Source organism: Parapusillimonas sp. JC17, from assembly GCF_052180245.1.
In the GTDB taxonomy this organism is placed as follows: domain Bacteria; phylum Pseudomonadota; class Gammaproteobacteria; order Burkholderiales; family Burkholderiaceae_B; genus Parapusillimonas.
Map to the genome: position 1 here is coordinate 2204572 of NZ_CP197474.1, position 16248 is coordinate 2220819.

The 16248-nt window shown below is 62.9% G+C and carries 15 protein-coding genes; 12 read left to right on the top strand and 3 right to left on the bottom strand.

The features are described from left to right. The first annotated feature begins 6 nt into the window (after window positions 1–6). From ACSBPU_RS10635 to ACSBPU_RS10645, 3 genes are all read left to right on the top strand, one after another. The gene (locus tag ACSBPU_RS10635) at window positions 7–3162 is read left to right on the top strand and encodes an efflux RND transporter permease subunit (RefSeq protein WP_442597955.1); all 3156 of its coding nucleotides are present in this window, start codon (window positions 7–9) and stop codon (window positions 3160–3162) included. Between the two features lies 1 nt (window position 3163). After that, window positions 3164–4588 (top strand): AdeC/AdeK/OprM family multidrug efflux complex outer membrane factor, encoded by a 1425-nt coding sequence (gene adeC / locus ACSBPU_RS10640; protein WP_442597957.1) that lies wholly within the window; start codon window positions 3164–3166, stop codon window positions 4586–4588. A 155-nt stretch (window positions 4589–4743) separates the two neighbouring features. Next, a complete protein-coding gene (locus ACSBPU_RS10645) occupies window positions 4744–5442 on the top strand; it encodes a methylated-DNA--[protein]-cysteine S-methyltransferase (RefSeq protein WP_442597959.1) in 699 nt (232 codons plus the stop codon). A gap of 135 nt (window positions 5443–5577) precedes the next feature. On the opposite strand, the gene smpB is transcribed toward ACSBPU_RS10645, so the two are convergent. After that, window positions 5578–6045 (bottom strand): SsrA-binding protein SmpB, encoded by a 468-nt coding sequence (gene smpB / locus ACSBPU_RS10650; protein ID WP_442597961.1) that lies wholly within the window; start codon window positions 6043–6045, stop codon window positions 5578–5580. Window positions 6046–6102: 57 nt separating this feature from the next. On the opposite strand from smpB, the gene ACSBPU_RS10655 reads away from it, so the two are divergent. The 5 genes from ACSBPU_RS10655 to mmsB all read left to right on the top strand — a co-directional run bounded on the left by ACSBPU_RS10655 (window position 6103) and on the right by mmsB (window position 10281). After that, window positions 6103–6537 carry a type II toxin-antitoxin system RatA family toxin gene (locus tag ACSBPU_RS10655; RefSeq protein WP_442597963.1) on the top strand — a complete coding sequence of 145 codons (435 nt, stop codon included), beginning with the start codon at window positions 6103–6105 and terminating at the stop codon, window positions 6535–6537. Window positions 6538–6562: 25 nt separating this feature from the next. Next, window positions 6563–6940, top strand: coding sequence for an RnfH family protein (locus ACSBPU_RS10660; RefSeq protein WP_442597965.1), 378 nt, complete (start codon window positions 6563–6565; stop codon window positions 6938–6940). Window positions 6941–7052: 112 nt separating this feature from the next. Further along, window positions 7053–8207, top strand: coding sequence for an acyl-CoA dehydrogenase family protein (locus ACSBPU_RS10665; protein WP_442597967.1), 1155 nt, complete (start codon window positions 7053–7055; stop codon window positions 8205–8207). Next, a complete protein-coding gene (locus ACSBPU_RS10670) occupies window positions 8204–9346 on the top strand; it encodes an enoyl-CoA hydratase/isomerase family protein (RefSeq protein WP_442597969.1) in 1143 nt (380 codons plus the stop codon). The genes ACSBPU_RS10665 and ACSBPU_RS10670 overlap by 4 nt, the downstream gene beginning before the upstream one ends. Window positions 9347–9384: 38 nt before the next feature. Next, window positions 9385–10281: a 3-hydroxyisobutyrate dehydrogenase gene (gene mmsB / locus ACSBPU_RS10675; RefSeq protein WP_442597971.1), complete on the top strand. Its 897-nt coding sequence runs from the start codon at window positions 9385–9387 to the stop codon at window positions 10279–10281. A 53-nt stretch (window positions 10282–10334) separates the two neighbouring features. Here mmsB and ygfZ read toward each other — a convergent pair whose 3' ends face one another. Continuing rightward, complete coding sequence (gene ygfZ / locus ACSBPU_RS10680; RefSeq protein ID WP_442597973.1) at window positions 10335–11309, bottom strand: CAF17-like 4Fe-4S cluster assembly/insertion protein YgfZ; 975 nt, start codon at window positions 11307–11309, stop codon at window positions 10335–10337. A gap of 54 nt (window positions 11310–11363) precedes the next feature. Here ygfZ and mltG point away from each other — a divergent pair, with 54 nt between their 5' ends. Beyond that, the gene (gene mltG, locus ACSBPU_RS10685) at window positions 11364–12371 is read left to right on the top strand and encodes an endolytic transglycosylase MltG (RefSeq protein WP_442597975.1); all 1008 of its coding nucleotides are present in this window, start codon (window positions 11364–11366) and stop codon (window positions 12369–12371) included. An 85-nt stretch (window positions 12372–12456) separates the two neighbouring features. Here mltG and ACSBPU_RS10690 read toward each other — a convergent pair whose 3' ends face one another. Then, window positions 12457–13311 carry a deoxynucleotide monophosphate kinase gene (locus ACSBPU_RS10690; RefSeq protein ID WP_442597977.1) on the bottom strand — a complete coding sequence of 285 codons (855 nt, stop codon included), beginning with the start codon at window positions 13309–13311 and terminating at the stop codon, window positions 12457–12459. A gap of 175 nt (window positions 13312–13486) precedes the next feature. Between ACSBPU_RS10690 and holB the strand changes: the two genes are divergently transcribed. From holB to ACSBPU_RS10705, 3 genes are all read left to right on the top strand, one after another. Continuing rightward, window positions 13487–14527: a DNA polymerase III subunit delta' gene (gene holB / locus ACSBPU_RS10695; RefSeq protein WP_442597979.1), complete on the top strand. Its 1041-nt coding sequence runs from the start codon at window positions 13487–13489 to the stop codon at window positions 14525–14527. An 88-nt stretch (window positions 14528–14615) separates the two neighbouring features. Continuing rightward, window positions 14616–15386, top strand: a complete 771-nt coding sequence (locus ACSBPU_RS10700) for a TatD family hydrolase (protein ID WP_442597981.1) — start codon at window positions 14616–14618, stop codon at window positions 15384–15386. Between the two features lie 4 nt (window positions 15387–15390). After that, the gene (locus ACSBPU_RS10705; RefSeq protein WP_442597983.1) at window positions 15391–16185 is read left to right on the top strand and encodes an ankyrin repeat domain-containing protein; all 795 of its coding nucleotides are present in this window, start codon (window positions 15391–15393) and stop codon (window positions 16183–16185) included. Window positions 16186–16248: the final 63 nt, after the last annotated feature.

Consider the following 16248-nt stretch of genomic DNA (forward strand, 5'->3'; position numbering starts at 1 on the left):
CACGACATGTCTCGATTTTTCATCGACCGCCCGATCTTTGCCTGGGTGATCGCCCTGGTGATCATGCTGGCGGGCGGAATTTCCATCTTGAATCTGCCGGTCGCGCAGTACCCCGACATCGCGCCGCCGCAGGTCACCATCCGCGCGGCATACCCGGGCGCATCCGCGCAGACCGTGCAGGACACGGTCACGCAGGTGATAGAGCAGCAAATGAAGGGCATAGACGGCATGAGCTACATGTCGTCCACCAGCGATTCCAACGGCAGCACGTCCATTACCATCACTTTTGCGGCGGGCACCGACCCCGATATTGCGCAGGTGCAGGTGCAGAACAAGCTGGCAATCGCCACCCCGATGCTGCCACAGGAAGTGCAACGCCAGGGAGTCCAGGTAACCAAGTCCACCATGAACTTCGTGATGGTCGTCGGCCTGGTGTCCGAAGACGGCAGCATGAGCGGCACGGATCTGGGCGATTACGCCATGTCGAACTTGCGCGACCCCTTGAGCAGGGTGGAAGGCGTGGGCGAGATCGAAATCTTCGGCAGCCAGTACGCCATGCGCGTCTGGCTGGATCCGGACAAGCTCAGCAGCTACAGCCTGATGCCGCAAGACGTTGCGGCCGCCATACGCGAGCAGAACGCGCAGGTGTCGGCGGGGCAGGTAGGGGCTTTGCCGGCTTTGCCGGGCCAGCAGCTCAATGCGACGGTCACCGCCCAGTCCCTGCTTCAGACGCCCGAGCACTTCGGCAACATCTTGCTGCGCTCCACACCCGACGGCGCCGCCGTGCACCTGCGCGATGTCGCACGCATAGAGCTGGGCAGCGAAAGCTACAACGTGTTGGCCCGCTACAATGGCCAACCGTCCGCCGGCATGGGCTTCAAGCTCGCCACCGGCGCCAACGCGCTGGATACGGCAGAGGCCATCAAAGCAGGCGTCGCGCAGCTGGAGCAATCCTTTCCACCGGGGATGAAGGCGGTCGTCGCCTTCGACACGACGCCTTTTGTGGAGATCTCCATCCAGGGCGTGATTTCCACCCTCATCGAAGCGATCATCCTCGTTTTCCTGGTGATGTATCTGTTCCTGCAGAATATCCGCGCCACCCTGATCCCCACGATCGCGGTGCCGGTTGTACTGCTGGGTACATTCGGAATCCTGGCGGCGTTCGGATATTCGATCAATACGCTGACGCTTTTCGGCGTGGTGCTGGCCATCGGCCTGCTGGTGGACGATGCCATCGTGGTCGTCGAGAACGTTGAAAGGTTGATGGCCGAAGAGGGGCTGGGGCCGCTCGAAGCCACCCGTAAATCCATGGATCAGATCACCGGCGCGCTGGTGGGCATCGGCCTGGTGATATCGGCGGTGCTGGTTCCCATGGCGTTTTTCGGCGGATCCACCGGCGTGATCTATCGGCAGTTCTCCATCACGATCGTTTCGGCGATGGGGCTGTCGGTGCTGGTGGCGCTCATCCTCACGCCCGCACTGTGCGCCACCATGCTCAAGCCCGTTTCCAAGGGACACCACGAGGACAAGAAAGGCTTCTTCGGCTGGTTCAACCGGGTATTCGACCGCGGCACCGCCAAGTACCAGTCGGGCGTCGGCAAGATGCTGGGCCGCGGAAAGCGCTATCTGCTGATCTACGGCGGCTTGGTCGTAGTGACGGGCCTCCTGTTCGTGCGCATGCCGACCTCCTTCCTGCCGGATGAGGACCAGGGCGTACTGTTCTCGCAGGCCATCCTGCCCGCAGGCGCCACCCAGGAGCGCACGGTTGCCGTGCTTGACACCATAGACCGCCATTTTCGGGAGGTCGAAAAAAATAATGTGGAATCGGTCTTTACCGTCGCGGGTTTCAGCTTCGCCGGAGCAGGCCAGAACGGAGGGCTCGGCTTTGTCCGCCTGACCGATTGGGATGAGCGCAAGGGCGACGAAAATGGCGTGGCCGCGATTGCGGGCAGGGGCATGGGCGTGCTGTCTCAGATCAAGGACGCGATGGCGTTCGCGTTCGCGCCGCCGGCCGTCCTTGAACTGGGAAACGCCAAGGGCTTCGACTTCTACCTGCAGGACTTGAGCGGGCATGGGCACGAAAGCCTGACGGAAGTCCGTAATCAATTGCTTGGCATGGCGGCGCAGAATCCCTTGCTGGTCGCGGTCCGGCCCAACGGGCAGGAGAACACACCGCAGCTGGAGATCGATGTGGACGAAGCCAAGGCGGGCGCGCTGGGACTGTCCATGACCGACATCAACAATACGTTGTCCTATGCGTGGGGCGGCGCCTACGTCAACGATTTCATCGACAAGGGGCGTGTGAAGAAGGTCTACATGCAGTCGGAAGCCGATGCGCGCAAGGCGCCCGAGGACTTGTCCAAATGGCATGTCCGCAACAAAGAAGGCGACATGGTTCCGTTCTCGGCCTTCGCGACCATGCGGTGGACTTCCGGCTCGCCGCGCCTGGAGCGCTATAACGGTCTGCCCGCGATGCAGATCCAAGGCGAACCCGCGCCCGGTGTCAGTTCAGGCGACGCCATGGCGGCCATCGAGGAAATCGCCGCCAGCTTACCCGAGGGTTTCGGCATCGAATGGACCGGCCTGTCCTATCAGGAACGAATGTCGGGTTCCCAGGCGCCTGCGCTGTTCGCGTTGTCGCTGCTGGTGGTCTTCCTGTGCCTGGCGGCGCTTTACGAGAGCTGGTCCATTCCGCTGTCCGTGATGCTGGTAGTGCCCTTGGGCGTGCTCGGCGCCTTGCTGGCGGCCGGCGGCAGGGGATTATCCAACGACGTGTATTTCCAAGTGGGACTGTTGGTGACCATCGGCCTTGCATCGAAGAACGCCATCATGATCGTCGAGTTCGCCAAGGATCTGACCAACCAGGGCAGGACAGTCGTCGAGGCGGCGGTTGAAGCGTCTCGCATGCGCTTGCGGCCCATCCTGATGACGTCGATCGCCTTCGGCCTTGGCGTGCTGCCGCTGGCGCTCTCCACCGGTGCAGGATCGGGCAGCCAGAATGCGATCGGAACAGGAGTGCTGGGCGGTACCATCGCAGCCACCTTCATCGGGATCTTCTTTATCCCGCTGTTCTTTGTCGTGGTAAGCCGGTCCGGTTCCCGCCGACAGGCCCGGAAGCCTGAGGGACGGGCGGTCGATGGACTTGCCACGGAGGAAAGCTGATATGAAACGCAATATCTCGGCCTTCGCGGCTACGGTCCTGCTGCTGAGCGGATGCGTCAGCATGGCTCCCGACTATCAGCGCCCCGGCATGCCGGTGGCCACGGCATGGCCGACAGGCCCTGCCTATGGCAACGAAACCGGGCAGGATACGGCGGACAAGCCGGCTGCTTCGATCGGCTGGCGGGATTTCGCTTTGGATCCCAGGCTGCGCGCCGTGCTGGCGTTGGGGCTGGAGCACAATCGCGATCTGCGGGTGGCCGCGTTGAATATCGAACGCTCGCGCGCTCAATACCAGATCCGCAGCGCGGATACGTTGCCTTCCGTCGGCGCTTCCGGTTCGGCGACGACTCAGCGCATGCCCGCCGACCTTTCTCCCAGCGGCGAGGCGGGCATCAGTCGGCAGTACTCGGCCGGGATCGCAGCCAGCGCGTACGAACTCGATCTGTTTGGCCGAGTGCGGAGCCTGAAGGACGAGGCGCTGCAACGCTATCTGGCGACCGAAGAAGCGCGCAGGTCCGTGCAGCTGGGCCTGGTGGCGGAAATCGCCAATGCATATTTGTCACTGGGTGCGGACAACGAGCGCCTGGTCCTGGCAAGACACACGCTGGAGAACCGCAACGCCGCCTACCAGCTCATGAAGCGGCGCCATGAACTGGGCACGGCTTCCATGCTCGACCTGCGCCAGGCGCAGACCGTCGTGGAGGGCGCCAAGGTGGATGTCGCGCGCTTTACCAGCGATGTCGCGCAGGGCATGAATATGCTGACCTTGCTGGTGGGCGCCCCGGTGCCGCCGGACCTGCTGCCGTCGGAGCAGGGCGACGGCCGGCTGACGCTGGCCGGACTGGACGCCGGCTTGCCGTCCGAAGTCTTGCGGCAGCGTCCCGACGTGCTGGAAGCCGAGCATTTGCTGCAGGCGGCCAATGCCAACATCGGCGCCGCGCGCGCCGCGTTCTTTCCCAGCATCACGCTGACGGCTTCCGCAGGCACGGCAAGCAGCGCTTTGTCGAGCTTGTTCGATGCGGGGACCGGCTTCTGGAGCTTCGTCCCGCAGGTCCACCTGCCGATTTTCGATAGCGGCCGGAACCGGGCCAATCTCAGGGTGTCGGAAGCGGACCGCGACATTGCCGTGGCGACCTACGAAAAGTCCATCCAGAATGCCTTCCGTGAGGTGGCGGATGCGTTGGCGCGGCAAGGAACCATCGGTGACCAGGTGGATGCGCAGAGCGCGCTGGTGGAGGCGGCGGGGGACTACCAGGCCTTGTCGCAGGCCCGATTTGAAAGAGGCCTGGACAACTACCTGAACGTGCTGGATGCGCAGCGCAGCTTGTACGCCGCGCAGCAAGGACTGATCGACTTGCGGCAAGCGCGTAATAGTAATCATATACTGTTGTACAAAGCGCTGGGCGGAGGCTGGCAGGGATCGTAAGGGGTCAGACCCTGTGGGTCTGACCCCGGGTCCGTCCGGGGCGTCATGAGGGGTCAGACCCTTAGGGTCTGACCCCAGGTCTGTCCCCGTGCTTGGGTCAGGGGTCAGACCCCGCACGGGGTCTGACCCCTCAAGTCAATACATCAGAGACATTCATGGCATACCATGCACAGCTTGCCACATCACTTGGAACCATGCTGTTCCGGTCCGACGGCGAGCATCTCACAGGCCTGTTTTTCATCGGCCAGAAGGACTGCCCCAGTCTTCCAGGCCTGCCGGAGGCGCGGCCGGAGCGTCGGGATCCGACTGCGGGTCTCATGGGAGGACGGCCGATCAAGAACATCCGTATCGGGTCCAGCCAGGGCGAGCTGCCTTTATGCGATGCGGAGTCGAACGGTGGCGCATCGTTTCAAGACTCGGTCTTGCCCAAGCCATCGATCCCGCCCGGGTCGGAGCTCTTGCTCATGCAGGACGGCACGCCTTCCTCGACGCTCGATCTGTTTCGCGCCTCGGCGGCAGAGCTGGCGGAATACTTTTCCGGTGAAAGAAAGGTCTTCAGCCTGCCTTTGAAGCTGGAGGGCAGCGGTTTCCAGAAAGAGGTCTGGGACGCGCTGCTCGCCATTCCCTATGGCCACTGCGTTTCCTACAAGGACGTGACGCTGTCGGCGGGCAAGACCGCCCAGCATGTGCGCGCGGTAGGCTCGGCAGTGGGCCGCAACCCGGTATCCATCATCGTCCCCTGTCATCGCGTGCTGTCGAGCGCCGGAACGCTCAACGGCTACACCGGCGGCCTGGACCGCAAGTACGCGTTGCTGCAGCTCGAGGGCTGGGGTCAGACCCCAAATGGGGTCTGACCCCAAAACCGCGACACCTGTGATGGACCGGGGGTCAGACCCCGTATGGGGTCTGACCCCGAAACCGCGATGCCTGCGATGGACTGGGGTCAGACCCCGTACGGGGTCTGACCCCTTGGACAACCTCTCGTCCCTTTAGTTGTCCCGCCGGGCATTCCGGGTGTCGTGCTTCATGATGCGTTCTTTTTCGCGCGCCCAGTCTTTATCGCGCGCGGTGTCGCGCTTGTCGTGCAGTTTCTTGCCGCGCCCCAGGCCGAAGTCCAGCTTGATGCGCCCGTTCTTGTAATGCAGGTTCAGCGGCACGAGCGTATAGCCGCGTTGTTCCACCTTGCCGATGAGCTTGTTGATTTCCTCGGCCTTGAGCAGAAGCTTGCGGGTGCGGGTCGCGTTGGGATGGATATGAGTGGAAGCGGTGGGCAACGGGCTGATGTGCATGCCCAGGATCCAGAGTTCGCCGTCGCGCACAATGACGTAGCTTTCCTTCAGTTGAACGTGTCCGGCCCGGATGGCTTTTACCTCCCAGCCCTCCAGCACGAGCCCGGCTTCGAACCGTTCCTCGATGAAGTAGTCGTGCGTTGCTTTGCGGTTGTCGACAATGCTCATGAATCAATAAAGTTTTAAACTGTAAAATCAATACATTCTATCCATTAACTCCTTTCGATGCATAAAGTACAGCGTTCCGTCCTTGTTCCTCACAGCAATGCGCAAATGTTCGACCTGGTCGCCGATGTCGCCAGCTATCCGCAGTTCATGCCGTGGTGCGGCGGCGCCACCGTGCACCGGCAAGACGAACACGGCATGGAGGCCTCCATCACCATCAGCATTGCGGGCATCAAGCAAACTTTCACCACGCGCAACGAACACGAGTACCCGACGCTGATCACCTTCCACCTCGTCGACGGTCCTTTTTCCATGCTGACGGGCACCTGGGAGTTCCTGGAGCTGGCTCCGGACGCCTGCAAGGTGGTCTACACCATGGACTACGCATTTTCCAGCCGGGCGCTCGAAGCGGTGGTGGGGCCCATCTTCAACCGCATCGCCACCAGTTTCATCGACTCCTTCACGCAGCGCGCGCAAACGGTTTATGGCGGATGAAGCCGGTGGCCTTCAATGCAACGCAATGCCCATGGATACCATCCGGATAGAGCTCGTATATGCCGAACCGGCCAGAGTCTGGCTCAAGCCGTTGGCGCTGCCCCAGGGCAGCACGGTAGGGGACGCGATTGCCGCCTCCGATTTTTCCAGCCAGTTCCCGGACTATCCGATGCAAGAGCTCAAAGTCGGGGTGTACGGGCAGCTTTGCGATACGGAACGGCTGCTGTCGGACTCGGATCGTGTCGAAATCTATCGGCCCTTGGTGTTCGACCCGATGGAATCACGGCGCCGCCGGGCGCTGCATCGCAAAGCCTTCATGACCAAGTCCAAGAATCGTCCGCGGCGTCGCAAGGTGCGCATCGCCGCCGGCCTGATTCCGGCCGACCGGGAATCAACAACCTAACGACGGCCGCTACGGTGTAGGCAAGATTGTCGCGTAATTGACAAATAAGCCTATGATATTGCGCTAATGTGCTTGCGGGGCATACGCATGCCAACGACAAGGAGACCGCATCATGGATTTCCGTCTTAGCGACGAACAACAGGCTTTCGCTCAAGCGGCGCGCGATTTCGCGCTTGGCGAGCTCGAACCGCACGCGGCCCGCTGGGATGCCGAAGGAATATTTCCGCGCGATACCTTCGCCAAGGCGGGCAAGCTTGGCTTCTGCTCCATCTATGCGCCCGAGTCCATCGGCGGCCTGGGCCTTCCCCGGCTGGATGCCACCTTGGTCTTCGAGGAAATGGCGGCCATCGACCCCTCCACGACGGCATTTCTGACCATCCACAATATGGCAACATGGATGATAGGCACATGGGGCGGGCAAGGCTTGCGCAATGAATGGGGCCCGATGCTGGCCAGCGGCGAAAAACTGGCTTCGTACTGCCTGACCGAGCCGGGCTCCGGGTCGGATGCCGCTTCGCTGGCGACACGCGCGGAGAAGACAGGCGGCCATTACGTGCTCAACGGCTCAAAGGCATTCATTTCCGGTGCGGGCGATACGGATATCCTGGTCGTCATGGCGCGCACCGGTGCGGCCGGGCCGGGAGGTATCTCGGCTTTCGCGGTTCCAGCCGACACTCCTGGCATCAGCTACGGCCGCAAAGAAGAAAAAATGGGCTGGAACAGCCAGTCCACCCGTCCCATCACCTTCGATAACGTCCAGGTGCCCCAGGAAAACCGGTTGGGCGAGGAGGGCGAGGGCTTTCGCTTCGCCATGAAGGGTCTGGACGGAGGGCGCATCAACATCGCAACCTGCTCGGTGGGCGCCGCTCAGGGCGCCTACGATGCCGCCCGGCGTTACATGGGCGAAAGACGCCAGTTCGGCCGCGCCTTGTCGGAGTTCCAGGCCTTGCAATTCAAGCTCGCCGACATGGTCACCCACATCGTCGCCGCACGGCAAATGGTCCGGCTGGCGGCCGCGAAGCTCGATGAGGAAGACCCGCAGGCGCCCAGCTATTGCGCAATGGCCAAGCGCCTCGCCACTGATTTGTGCTTTCAGGCCTGCCTCGATGCGCAACAGATACATGGCGGCTACGGCTACCTGAAGGACTATCCGCTGGAAAGGCTGGTGCGCGACACACGCGTCCATCAGATACTGGAAGGCACGAATGAAATCATGCGCGTCATCGTTGCGCGGCAGATACTGGAAAAAGGAGCAGACATCCGATGACTTCCCCTGTGCTTTTCGAGGAAATCGCCACCGCCGGCGGCCGGAAGGCCGGCCTGGCTGTTCTGAACAGCCCGCAAACGCTCAATGGCTTGTCGCTGGACATGTGCAAGGCGCTGGCGGCACGGCTCGAGCTATGGGCATCGGATCCCGCCATCGCGCTCGTGATGCTGCGTGGCGCCGGGAACAAATCGTTCAGCGCGGGCGGTGATCTGCACGGACTTTACAAAGCCATGCAGAACAATACAAGCGGCGACGCCTGGGCCAATGAAACGGCCCGGGAATTCTTCGACGTGGAATACAGGCTGGACTACCGCATACATACCTATCCCAAGCCCATACTGTGCTGGGGCAGTGGCATCGTCATGGGCGGCGGCGTAGGCCTGATGATGGGCGCCAGCCATCGGGTCGTGACCGACAGCACACGCTTTGCCATGCCCGAAATCTCCATAGGGCTCTTCCCGGATGTCGGCGGCACCTGGATGCTCTCGCGCCTGCCCGGCGGTGTAGGAAACTTCCTGGCGCTTACCGGCGCGCAGCTGGGCGCGGGCGATTGCCTGGCGCTCGGGTTGGCCGACTACCTGCTGGGCAGCGAAGATTGGGATGCGTTGCTGGCGCGCATACAGGCTGCGGCATGGCCGGATTCGGCGGACGGAGCATCCGAGCAATTGCGCGAACTGCTGCTTGAGCTGGGAAGCGGCCACGCGTGGCAGGCCGGCCCGCTGCAACGGAACCTGCAAGCCATACGCCGCGCCTGCGACGGCGACGACTTCCTTGCGGTCTGCAGCGGCATCACAGCCTGGGCGCAAAGCGACGACCCCTGGCTCAAGCGCGCGGCGGATACTTTCCTGGCGGGCTCGCCGGGGTCCGCTCGGCTCAGCTTCACGCTGCTTCGCCGGGCACGCCTGATGTCGCTCGCCGATGTCTTCCGGCAGGAATACATCGCGGCGCTCCAGTGCGGCGTGCAGGGCGATTTCCAGGAAGGCATACGCGCCTTGCTGATCGACAAGGATAAGCAACCGAAATGGAATCCTTCCAGCGTGGAACAGGCTTCGGAAACCTGGGTCCAGCGCTATTTCCAGCCGCCATGGCCGGAGGGACAGCCGCATCCGCTGACTGATCTGGGCACATCGGCCGGCTGAGCACCGGTCAACATTCATCAACGCATCAAGGAGAGGGTATGAGCCGTATCGCATTCATCGGGCTAGGCAACATGGGCGCACCAATGGCCCGCAATCTGCTCAAGGCGGGACACGAGCTGGTGGTGTTCGACCTGGTGCCCACCACCGTCAAATCGTTGGTGGACGTGGGGGCTCGCGCCGGCGCCTCCGCTCACGAGGCCGTGCGCGACGCGGAAGTGGTCATCAGCATGCTGCCTGCAAGCAGGCACGTCGAGGGCCTTTACCTGGGCGAACCGCCGCTCCTTGACCACATCGCCGAAAACACCCTGGTGCTCGAGTGCAGCACGATCGCGCCGGATTCCGCGCGCAAGGTCGCCCATGCGGCTTCGGAACGTGGCATCCGCATGGTGGATGCTCCTGTTTCGGGCGGCACGGCGGGTGCAGTGGCCGGCACGCTGACATTCATCGTCGGCGGCGAGATAGAGCACCTTGAAGCGGCCCGGCCTTACCTGGAAAAAATGGGCAAGAACATTTTCCATGCCGGCGCAGCCGGCGCGGGCCAGGTCGCAAAAATCTGCAACAACATGCTGCTGGGCATCCTGATGGCGGGCACGTCCGAGGCCCTGGCGCTGGGCGCGGCCAACGGCCTGGATCCCAAGGTGCTGTCCGACATCATCGCCAAGAGCTCCGGCCGAAACTGGGCGACCGAGCTCTACAATCCATGGCCGGGCGTAATGGACAACGTGCCGTCCTCCAAAGGCTATGCCGGGGGATTCGGCGTGGACCTCATGCTGAAGGATCTAGGGCTGGCGGCGGAAGCCGCCTTGGGCACCGGCGCCAGCACGCCGCTGGGGGAACTGGCCAGGAACCTTTATTCGCTGCACAGCAAGCAAGGCCATGGCGGCCTGGACTTTTCCAGCATACTGACGCTGTACCAGCGCCAGGCCGGGGGTTAAGCCGGGGGTCAGACCCCGAATGGGGTCTGACCCCAACCAAAAAAGGGCCCGGCTCAGTCCCCGAACAGGGTCTGACCCTTCTGCACCCGCAGCGCAGGCCCCGTCGCTGACTTCAGCCGGAAGTCCGCCGCATCAAGGTCCGCCAGCTGCACTTCCATCAGCACGTGCAAGGTGCCGTCCAAATCGTTTGCCGCGTTGACGATACGCCCGCAGGGCGCATCGGGCCGGTTGCCATCGAAGGTATCGACGCCGGCAAGGGTGGCGGCGTCGATACCGGGGGCCGCTTCCGCCACGGCATGCACCATGCGCCGCTTGACGGTACCCCGGTAATGGCTGCGCGCGACCACTTCTTGCCCTGGATAGCAGCCTTTGCTGAAGCTTACGCCGCCGATGAGGTCCAGGTTCAGCGTCTGGGGGATGAATACATCTTGTGTGGCGGCCTGCACCCACGGCAATCCGGCCGCGATATCGGCCACGTGCCATGGGCTGCTGTGGCCGGCGCTGGATTCCGGCAGGACTTGGGAGCCGGATATCAGCCACCAACGCGTCCCGCCTTCCGCTGCAGGCGCGCAAATCCAGCTGCCATGCGTGTCGTGCACGACCGTCCATGGCTCGACGGGAGGCGGAAACCCGATCTGCACGCCAGAGCCTGAAGTCTGCTGGGCGGCATGCCCCGATGACGGGGACGAAGCCGGAATGGCGCCGTGGATCTTCAGTGGCACCAAGCCAAGCTTGACCTTGGCGCGCAGCACGAACATGGACAAGCGCTTCAGCAAGGCTTCGGCCAAGTCGGTTTTCACCAGCATGCGTAGCGCGGTATCGTCAGAGGATTCGGCGCGCCATACCACCATGCTGGCCAGAAGCCTGCCCTTGGCGGTGCAATAGCCGGCCAGGCAGGCGCGGCCGCCATCCAGCGCGGAAACATCATTGGTCAACTGCCCTTGCAGAAAGGCGACGGCATCGGCGCCGCGCGCTTCGATGACCGACAGATCGGGCAGGGGAAAAACGAAACCGGAAAATGAAGTCATGGATTGCAGCTCTTGTAAACAGGGTACGCTCGTAGCGTTTATGATAATGGCCTCATGAAAAAACTCAAATTCGCCATTCTCTTCCTGATTCTTGCCGTCGCACTGGGCGCTACCGCCATATCCGGCTATGCCTGGTATTGGTCGGAGCATCCCGTCGAAATGGATCATGACCGTGTCGACTACATCGTCGAGTCGGGCAGCCGGCCGCGCAGCATCGCCCGCAGCATGCGGGAAGCCGGCATAGACATCCACGAAGACGGCTTCGTACTGCTGTCCCGGCTGACCGGCAGCGACACGCTGCTGCAGGCGGGCGCTTACGAGGCGGTAAAAGGGGATACGCCGCGCACGCTGCTCGAACGCATGGCAAGCGGCGACATGACCCAGACGCGCCTGACGCTGGTCGAGGGATGGACCTATCAACGTATCCGCCAGACTCTGCGCGAACACCCGCAAGTGAAGCAGACGCTGGGGGACATTTCAGACGAGGATCTTCTCAAGCGGCTGAGATCCGGCCAGAGCAGTCCCGAAGGACTGTTCCACCCGGACACCTATGTATTCGTACCGGGCTCCAGCGACTTCGACATCCTGCGCCGCGCCTACGAGGCGCAAGAAAGCATGCTGGGCAAAATGTGGGAAGAGCGCGATCCGGAGCTGCCGCTCAAGTCGCCCTACGAAGCGCTCATCCTGGCGTCCATCGTCGAGAAGGAAACCGGGCACAGCGAAGACCGGCAACGCGTGGCCGGCGTCTTCATCAACCGCCTGCGCGTCGGCATGCCCTTGCAGACCGATCCCACCGTCATCTACGGCATGGGCGAAGCCTACCAGGGCCGCATCCGTAAACGGGACTTGACCACCGACACACCGTGGAACACCTATACCCGTCCAGGCCTGCCGCCCACGCCCATTGCAAGCCCCGGACGGGCGGCCTTGCTGGCCACCCTGCACCCCGAAGGGCACAAGTTCTTCTACTTCGTGTCCCGCGGCGACGGCACCAGCGAATTTTCAACGAACCTGGCCGCGCATAACCGCGCCGTCGCCAAATACATCTTGAAGCGGCCATAAGGCCTGGGGTCAGACCCCATGCGGGGTCTGACCCCCACGGCTCGATGTTTTGGGGTCAGACCCCGTACGGGGTCTGACCCCAGCGTCATGTTTCTGGGGTCAGACCCCGCCTGGGGTCTGACCCCTCGATCCGGCGCCAGGCTTCGTCGACCCGGCCGGCCAATTGATCCAGTGTGCCATTGTTGTCGATCACGATGTCGCCCGGTGCGATGGCGATGCCGTGCTCGGAGGAATGGTCGTCGATGCGCTGCGTGCTGCGCCGTATATGCCAGACCAGGCCGCCGCGCCGGCGGATGTAGCTTGCTTCGTTCTCGAAACGGATGTCCTTGAGGATGAGGAAATCCGTATGCGGCGCAATTCGAGCGCGACGGGTGGGAGGCGTCACCGGACGCTCCATCCGGCGTTGCATGAAGTCCGGATAGTCGTCCAGCGCAAAACGGCGAAGCAGCTCGAACATCTCGTTCGGCGTCATGCGCCAAAATGCATCTTCACTATCGCCGGCTTCCAGGTTCCAGGCCTGGCAGCAGGACAGACCGAATATGGCCTCGGCGCCAAGCCTGAATACCGCGTCCGGGTCTTGCAGGCGCGAGCCGTCGACATCGCCCGCCCGCGCGGGGGCATTCAGTTCCCGCTCGGCCCGCATCAGCCAGTGATCGGGATCGTGGCCCCGCATCCACTCGGTGCCCACGCGCTGAAAGAGCTGGCGTGGGGAACGGCCCCAGAGCGCTATGGTGTTTTCCTTCCCATCGTCGCCCCAGGCCTGGTCGTCGGACAGGCCGAACAAGACTTGGCACCCCTCCTTCAGCGGATCCGCCAGGGCATAGGCGGCAACCCTGTCATGCTCGAGCAGCATGCGGGCGACGGTATCCTTGCCAGAGCGGGCGAGCCCGGCCAGACCGATGATGCGTTTTGACGAGGAGGGGGGATTTGCGCTTGTCATACCTGGCGTTTCCATACAGTGCCCGCCATTTTACAGACCAAGAATATAATGGCGAGATGCCAATGAAAGCCCTGAACCCTAAACCGCGCGGTCTGCAATCCCGGAATCGGGCGGTCCATCGTGTTGCAACCATTCGCGCCAGCTGTGGATCCGCCGCCGGGCGCATCTTGTGCCCATGAGCGATCTCCTGCCTTTCCTGCCCTGGCAACAAGATATCGCCGAGACATGGCTGGGGCAACGCGACCGGTTTGCGCATGCCTGGCTGATCCACGGTCTTGCAGGCATCGGCAAGCGCCAGTTCGCGCTCGCCGCCGCTGCCAGTTTGTTGTGCGAATCCCCCCAGGGGGGAATGGCATGCATGCACTGCGCCGCCTGCCAGTGGCTGTCCAGTGGAAACCATCCCGACCTGCGTCGCATACGGCCCGATGCCCTTGCGGCGGAAGAAGGCGCGGCCACTGCCGAGCAGGACACCGAAGGGCCAAAGAAAGCGCCTTCCCGCGACATCCGGGTCGAACAGCTACGCACATTGGGCAACTGGTTCAACACTGCCACTCATCGGGGTGGATGGCGCGTGGCCTTGCTGTATCCGGCCAGGGCGATGAACGTGGTCACCGCCAACGCGCTATTGAAAGTCCTCGAAGAACCGCCGGCGCATACGGTGTTCCTGTTGGTCGCCGACGCACCCGACCTGCTTTTGCCAACCCTGGTTTCACGCTGCAGGCGTTTGCCACTGCCCGTGCCCGGGGCCGAGCAGAGCTTGCAGTGGCTGGAGTCCGAAGGCATCGCGAACGCCGATCAATGGCTCGCCGCGGCTGGCGGAGCCCCTCTGTTGGCGCGCCAGCTTGCGCAATCCGGCAGCGGCCCGTGCCCCGACTGGCTTGCCGGCTTCATTTCGGGGCTGGCCGACGGGCGCGGGCAGGAGATAGGCGCCTTGGCCGACGAACTCGAAAAGGTCGCCCCGGAAATCTGGATAGATGCCTTGCAACGCATCTTCGTCGATCTGTCGCTGGCGTCCGTGGGAACGCCGGTGCGTTATTTTCCGGCACTGGCGCGGCATACGCAGCGGGTTGCAGCCCAGGCTTCCGCGGCGCAGCTTTCGGAAATGGGGAAGTGGCTGGCGCAGCAGCGCGCAGTGGCCAATCATCCGCTCAACGCCAAGCTCTTCACCCACAGCGCATTGCAGCGCAGTGCGCTGGCTTGCCTGCCGGCGGGCTGAACGCAGCCGGCCTAAAATCGCTACACTGACGCTTTGGATTGCGGACACCGGTGCCCGCGTCCGCACAGAACAATAGAACCTTGAGATCATGTTTGTAGATTCGCATTGCCATCTGGATTTTCCCGACTTGGCCAACAAGCTTCCGGAAATACTCGACCGCATGGCGCAGAACCAGGTGACGCATGCGCTGGTAGTCAGCGTGAACATGCCCGATTGGCCCCGGCTGATGGAGCTCGTGGCGCCGCACCCGAATCTCTTTGCGTCGGTGGGCGTGCATCCGGATTACGAGGACGCACACAACCCCAGCGTGGAAGAGCTGGTAGCGCATGCTCGGTCGCCCAAGGTGGTCGCCATCGGTGAAACCGGGCTCGACTATTTCCGCATGTCCGAGCCGCTTGAATGGCAGCGCGAACGCTTTCGCACTCACATCCGCGCAAGCCGCGAAGCCGGCCTGCCGCTGATCATCCATACGCGAGCCGCGAGCGCCGACACGCTGCGGATCATGAAGGAAGAAGGGGCGGACCAGTGCGGCGGCGTCATGCACTGCTTCACCGAGTCCTGGGAGGTCGCCCAGGCAGCCATGGAAATGAATTTCCTGATTTCGCTTTCGGGCATCGTCACCTTCAAGAAAGCAGAGGAGCTCCATGAGCTCGCGCGCAAGCTGCCGCTGGACCGGCTCCTGATCGAAACGGATTCCCCTTATCTGGCCCCGGTACCTTACCGAGGCAAGACCAATGATCCCTCCCTTGTCATGCATGTGGCCGAGAAGATCGCAGAACTGAAGGGCGTGCCCCTCAGCCAGGTCGCCGAGCACAGCACCCGCAACTTTTTTACGCTTTTCAGCAAAGCGAAGGAATGAGAACATGAAACGCATCGCCTTGGGGCTGGCCGGCCTCTTGCTTTGTGCTGCCTCGTACGCGGCAGTGCCCAAGAGCTGGTGGAATGACATCGCCAACGACCGGGCCGATTCAGTTCAAACCATGCTGGCTCGCGGCACCGATCCCAATGCGGTGAGCCCGGAGGGCCAGCCGGCGATCATGCAGGCCATCCGGACCGGTTCATGGGACGTCTACGAGGTTCTGGCCAAGAACCGCAAGACGAACCTGAATATCGCGAACGCCAACGATGAAACGCCCTTGATGTACCTGGCGGTCGTGGGCGAGACCGCCCGTGCCCAGGCACTCATTCAGCGCGGCGCGCAAGTCAACCGCCTGGGATGGACGCCGTTGCAGTACGCCGCCTCCAAAGGGCATCTCGATACCGTGCAGATGCTGCTGGCCAACAAGGCGATCGTGAACGCGCCGGGGCCGGACGGCACGACGGCCCTCATGATGGCCGCGCTGTCGGGCAAGCAGCCCGTCGTCCAGGCGCTGCTCGATGCCGGCGCGGATCCCACCATGGTCAACCTGAAGAAACAGGACGCGGTATTCTGGGCCCGCTTGCGTAATCACGACGCGCTGGCGGACAAGCTCGAAGCGCTCACGAAGCGCATCCTTGCCGAACGTCAGGCCCAGCGGGCAAGCGCCGGCACAGCGGCCCAGGCGTCTTCCACCGGTGTCGACCTGGATGCGCCATCGCCCGAAAGCCTGAGGCCGGCCGCTCAAACCGACTCGTCCACGTCCAAATATTTCGACCTGAAACGATTCGAGAAGGAATGAGGGTGGGGGGTCAGACCCCATGCGGGGTCTGACCCCGATTCGAGGTGACGGCAGAGGGTCAGA

What these genes read in the sequence shown, in the direction of transcription:
- ACSBPU_RS10635 (WP_442597955.1), top strand. Translation starts at nt 7, where the DNA reads ATGTCTCGATTTTTCATCGACCGCCCGATCTTTGCCTGGGTGATCGCC.
- adeC (WP_442597957.1), top strand. Translation starts at nt 3,164, where the DNA reads ATGAAACGCAATATCTCGGCCTTCGCGGCTACGGTCCTGCTGCTGAGC.
- ACSBPU_RS10645 (WP_442597959.1), top strand. Translation starts at nt 4,744, where the DNA reads ATGGCATACCATGCACAGCTTGCCACATCACTTGGAACCATGCTGTTC.
- smpB (WP_442597961.1), bottom strand. Translation starts at nt 6,045, where the DNA reads ATGAGCATTGTCGACAACCGCAAAGCAACGCACGACTACTTCATCGAG.
- ACSBPU_RS10655 (WP_442597963.1), top strand. Translation starts at nt 6,103, where the DNA reads ATGCATAAAGTACAGCGTTCCGTCCTTGTTCCTCACAGCAATGCGCAA.
- ACSBPU_RS10660 (WP_442597965.1), top strand. Translation starts at nt 6,563, where the DNA reads ATGCCCATGGATACCATCCGGATAGAGCTCGTATATGCCGAACCGGCC.
- ACSBPU_RS10665 (WP_442597967.1), top strand. Translation starts at nt 7,053, where the DNA reads ATGGATTTCCGTCTTAGCGACGAACAACAGGCTTTCGCTCAAGCGGCG.
- ACSBPU_RS10670 (WP_442597969.1), top strand. Translation starts at nt 8,204, where the DNA reads ATGACTTCCCCTGTGCTTTTCGAGGAAATCGCCACCGCCGGCGGCCGG.
- mmsB (WP_442597971.1), top strand. Translation starts at nt 9,385, where the DNA reads ATGAGCCGTATCGCATTCATCGGGCTAGGCAACATGGGCGCACCAATG.
- ygfZ (WP_442597973.1), bottom strand. Translation starts at nt 11,309, where the DNA reads ATGACTTCATTTTCCGGTTTCGTTTTTCCCCTGCCCGATCTGTCGGTC.
- mltG (WP_442597975.1), top strand. Translation starts at nt 11,364, where the DNA reads ATGAAAAAACTCAAATTCGCCATTCTCTTCCTGATTCTTGCCGTCGCA.
- ACSBPU_RS10690 (WP_442597977.1), bottom strand. Translation starts at nt 13,311, where the DNA reads ATGACAAGCGCAAATCCCCCCTCCTCGTCAAAACGCATCATCGGTCTG.
- holB (WP_442597979.1), top strand. Translation starts at nt 13,487, where the DNA reads ATGAGCGATCTCCTGCCTTTCCTGCCCTGGCAACAAGATATCGCCGAG.
- ACSBPU_RS10700 (WP_442597981.1), top strand. Translation starts at nt 14,616, where the DNA reads ATGTTTGTAGATTCGCATTGCCATCTGGATTTTCCCGACTTGGCCAAC.
- ACSBPU_RS10705 (WP_442597983.1), top strand. Translation starts at nt 15,391, where the DNA reads ATGAAACGCATCGCCTTGGGGCTGGCCGGCCTCTTGCTTTGTGCTGCC.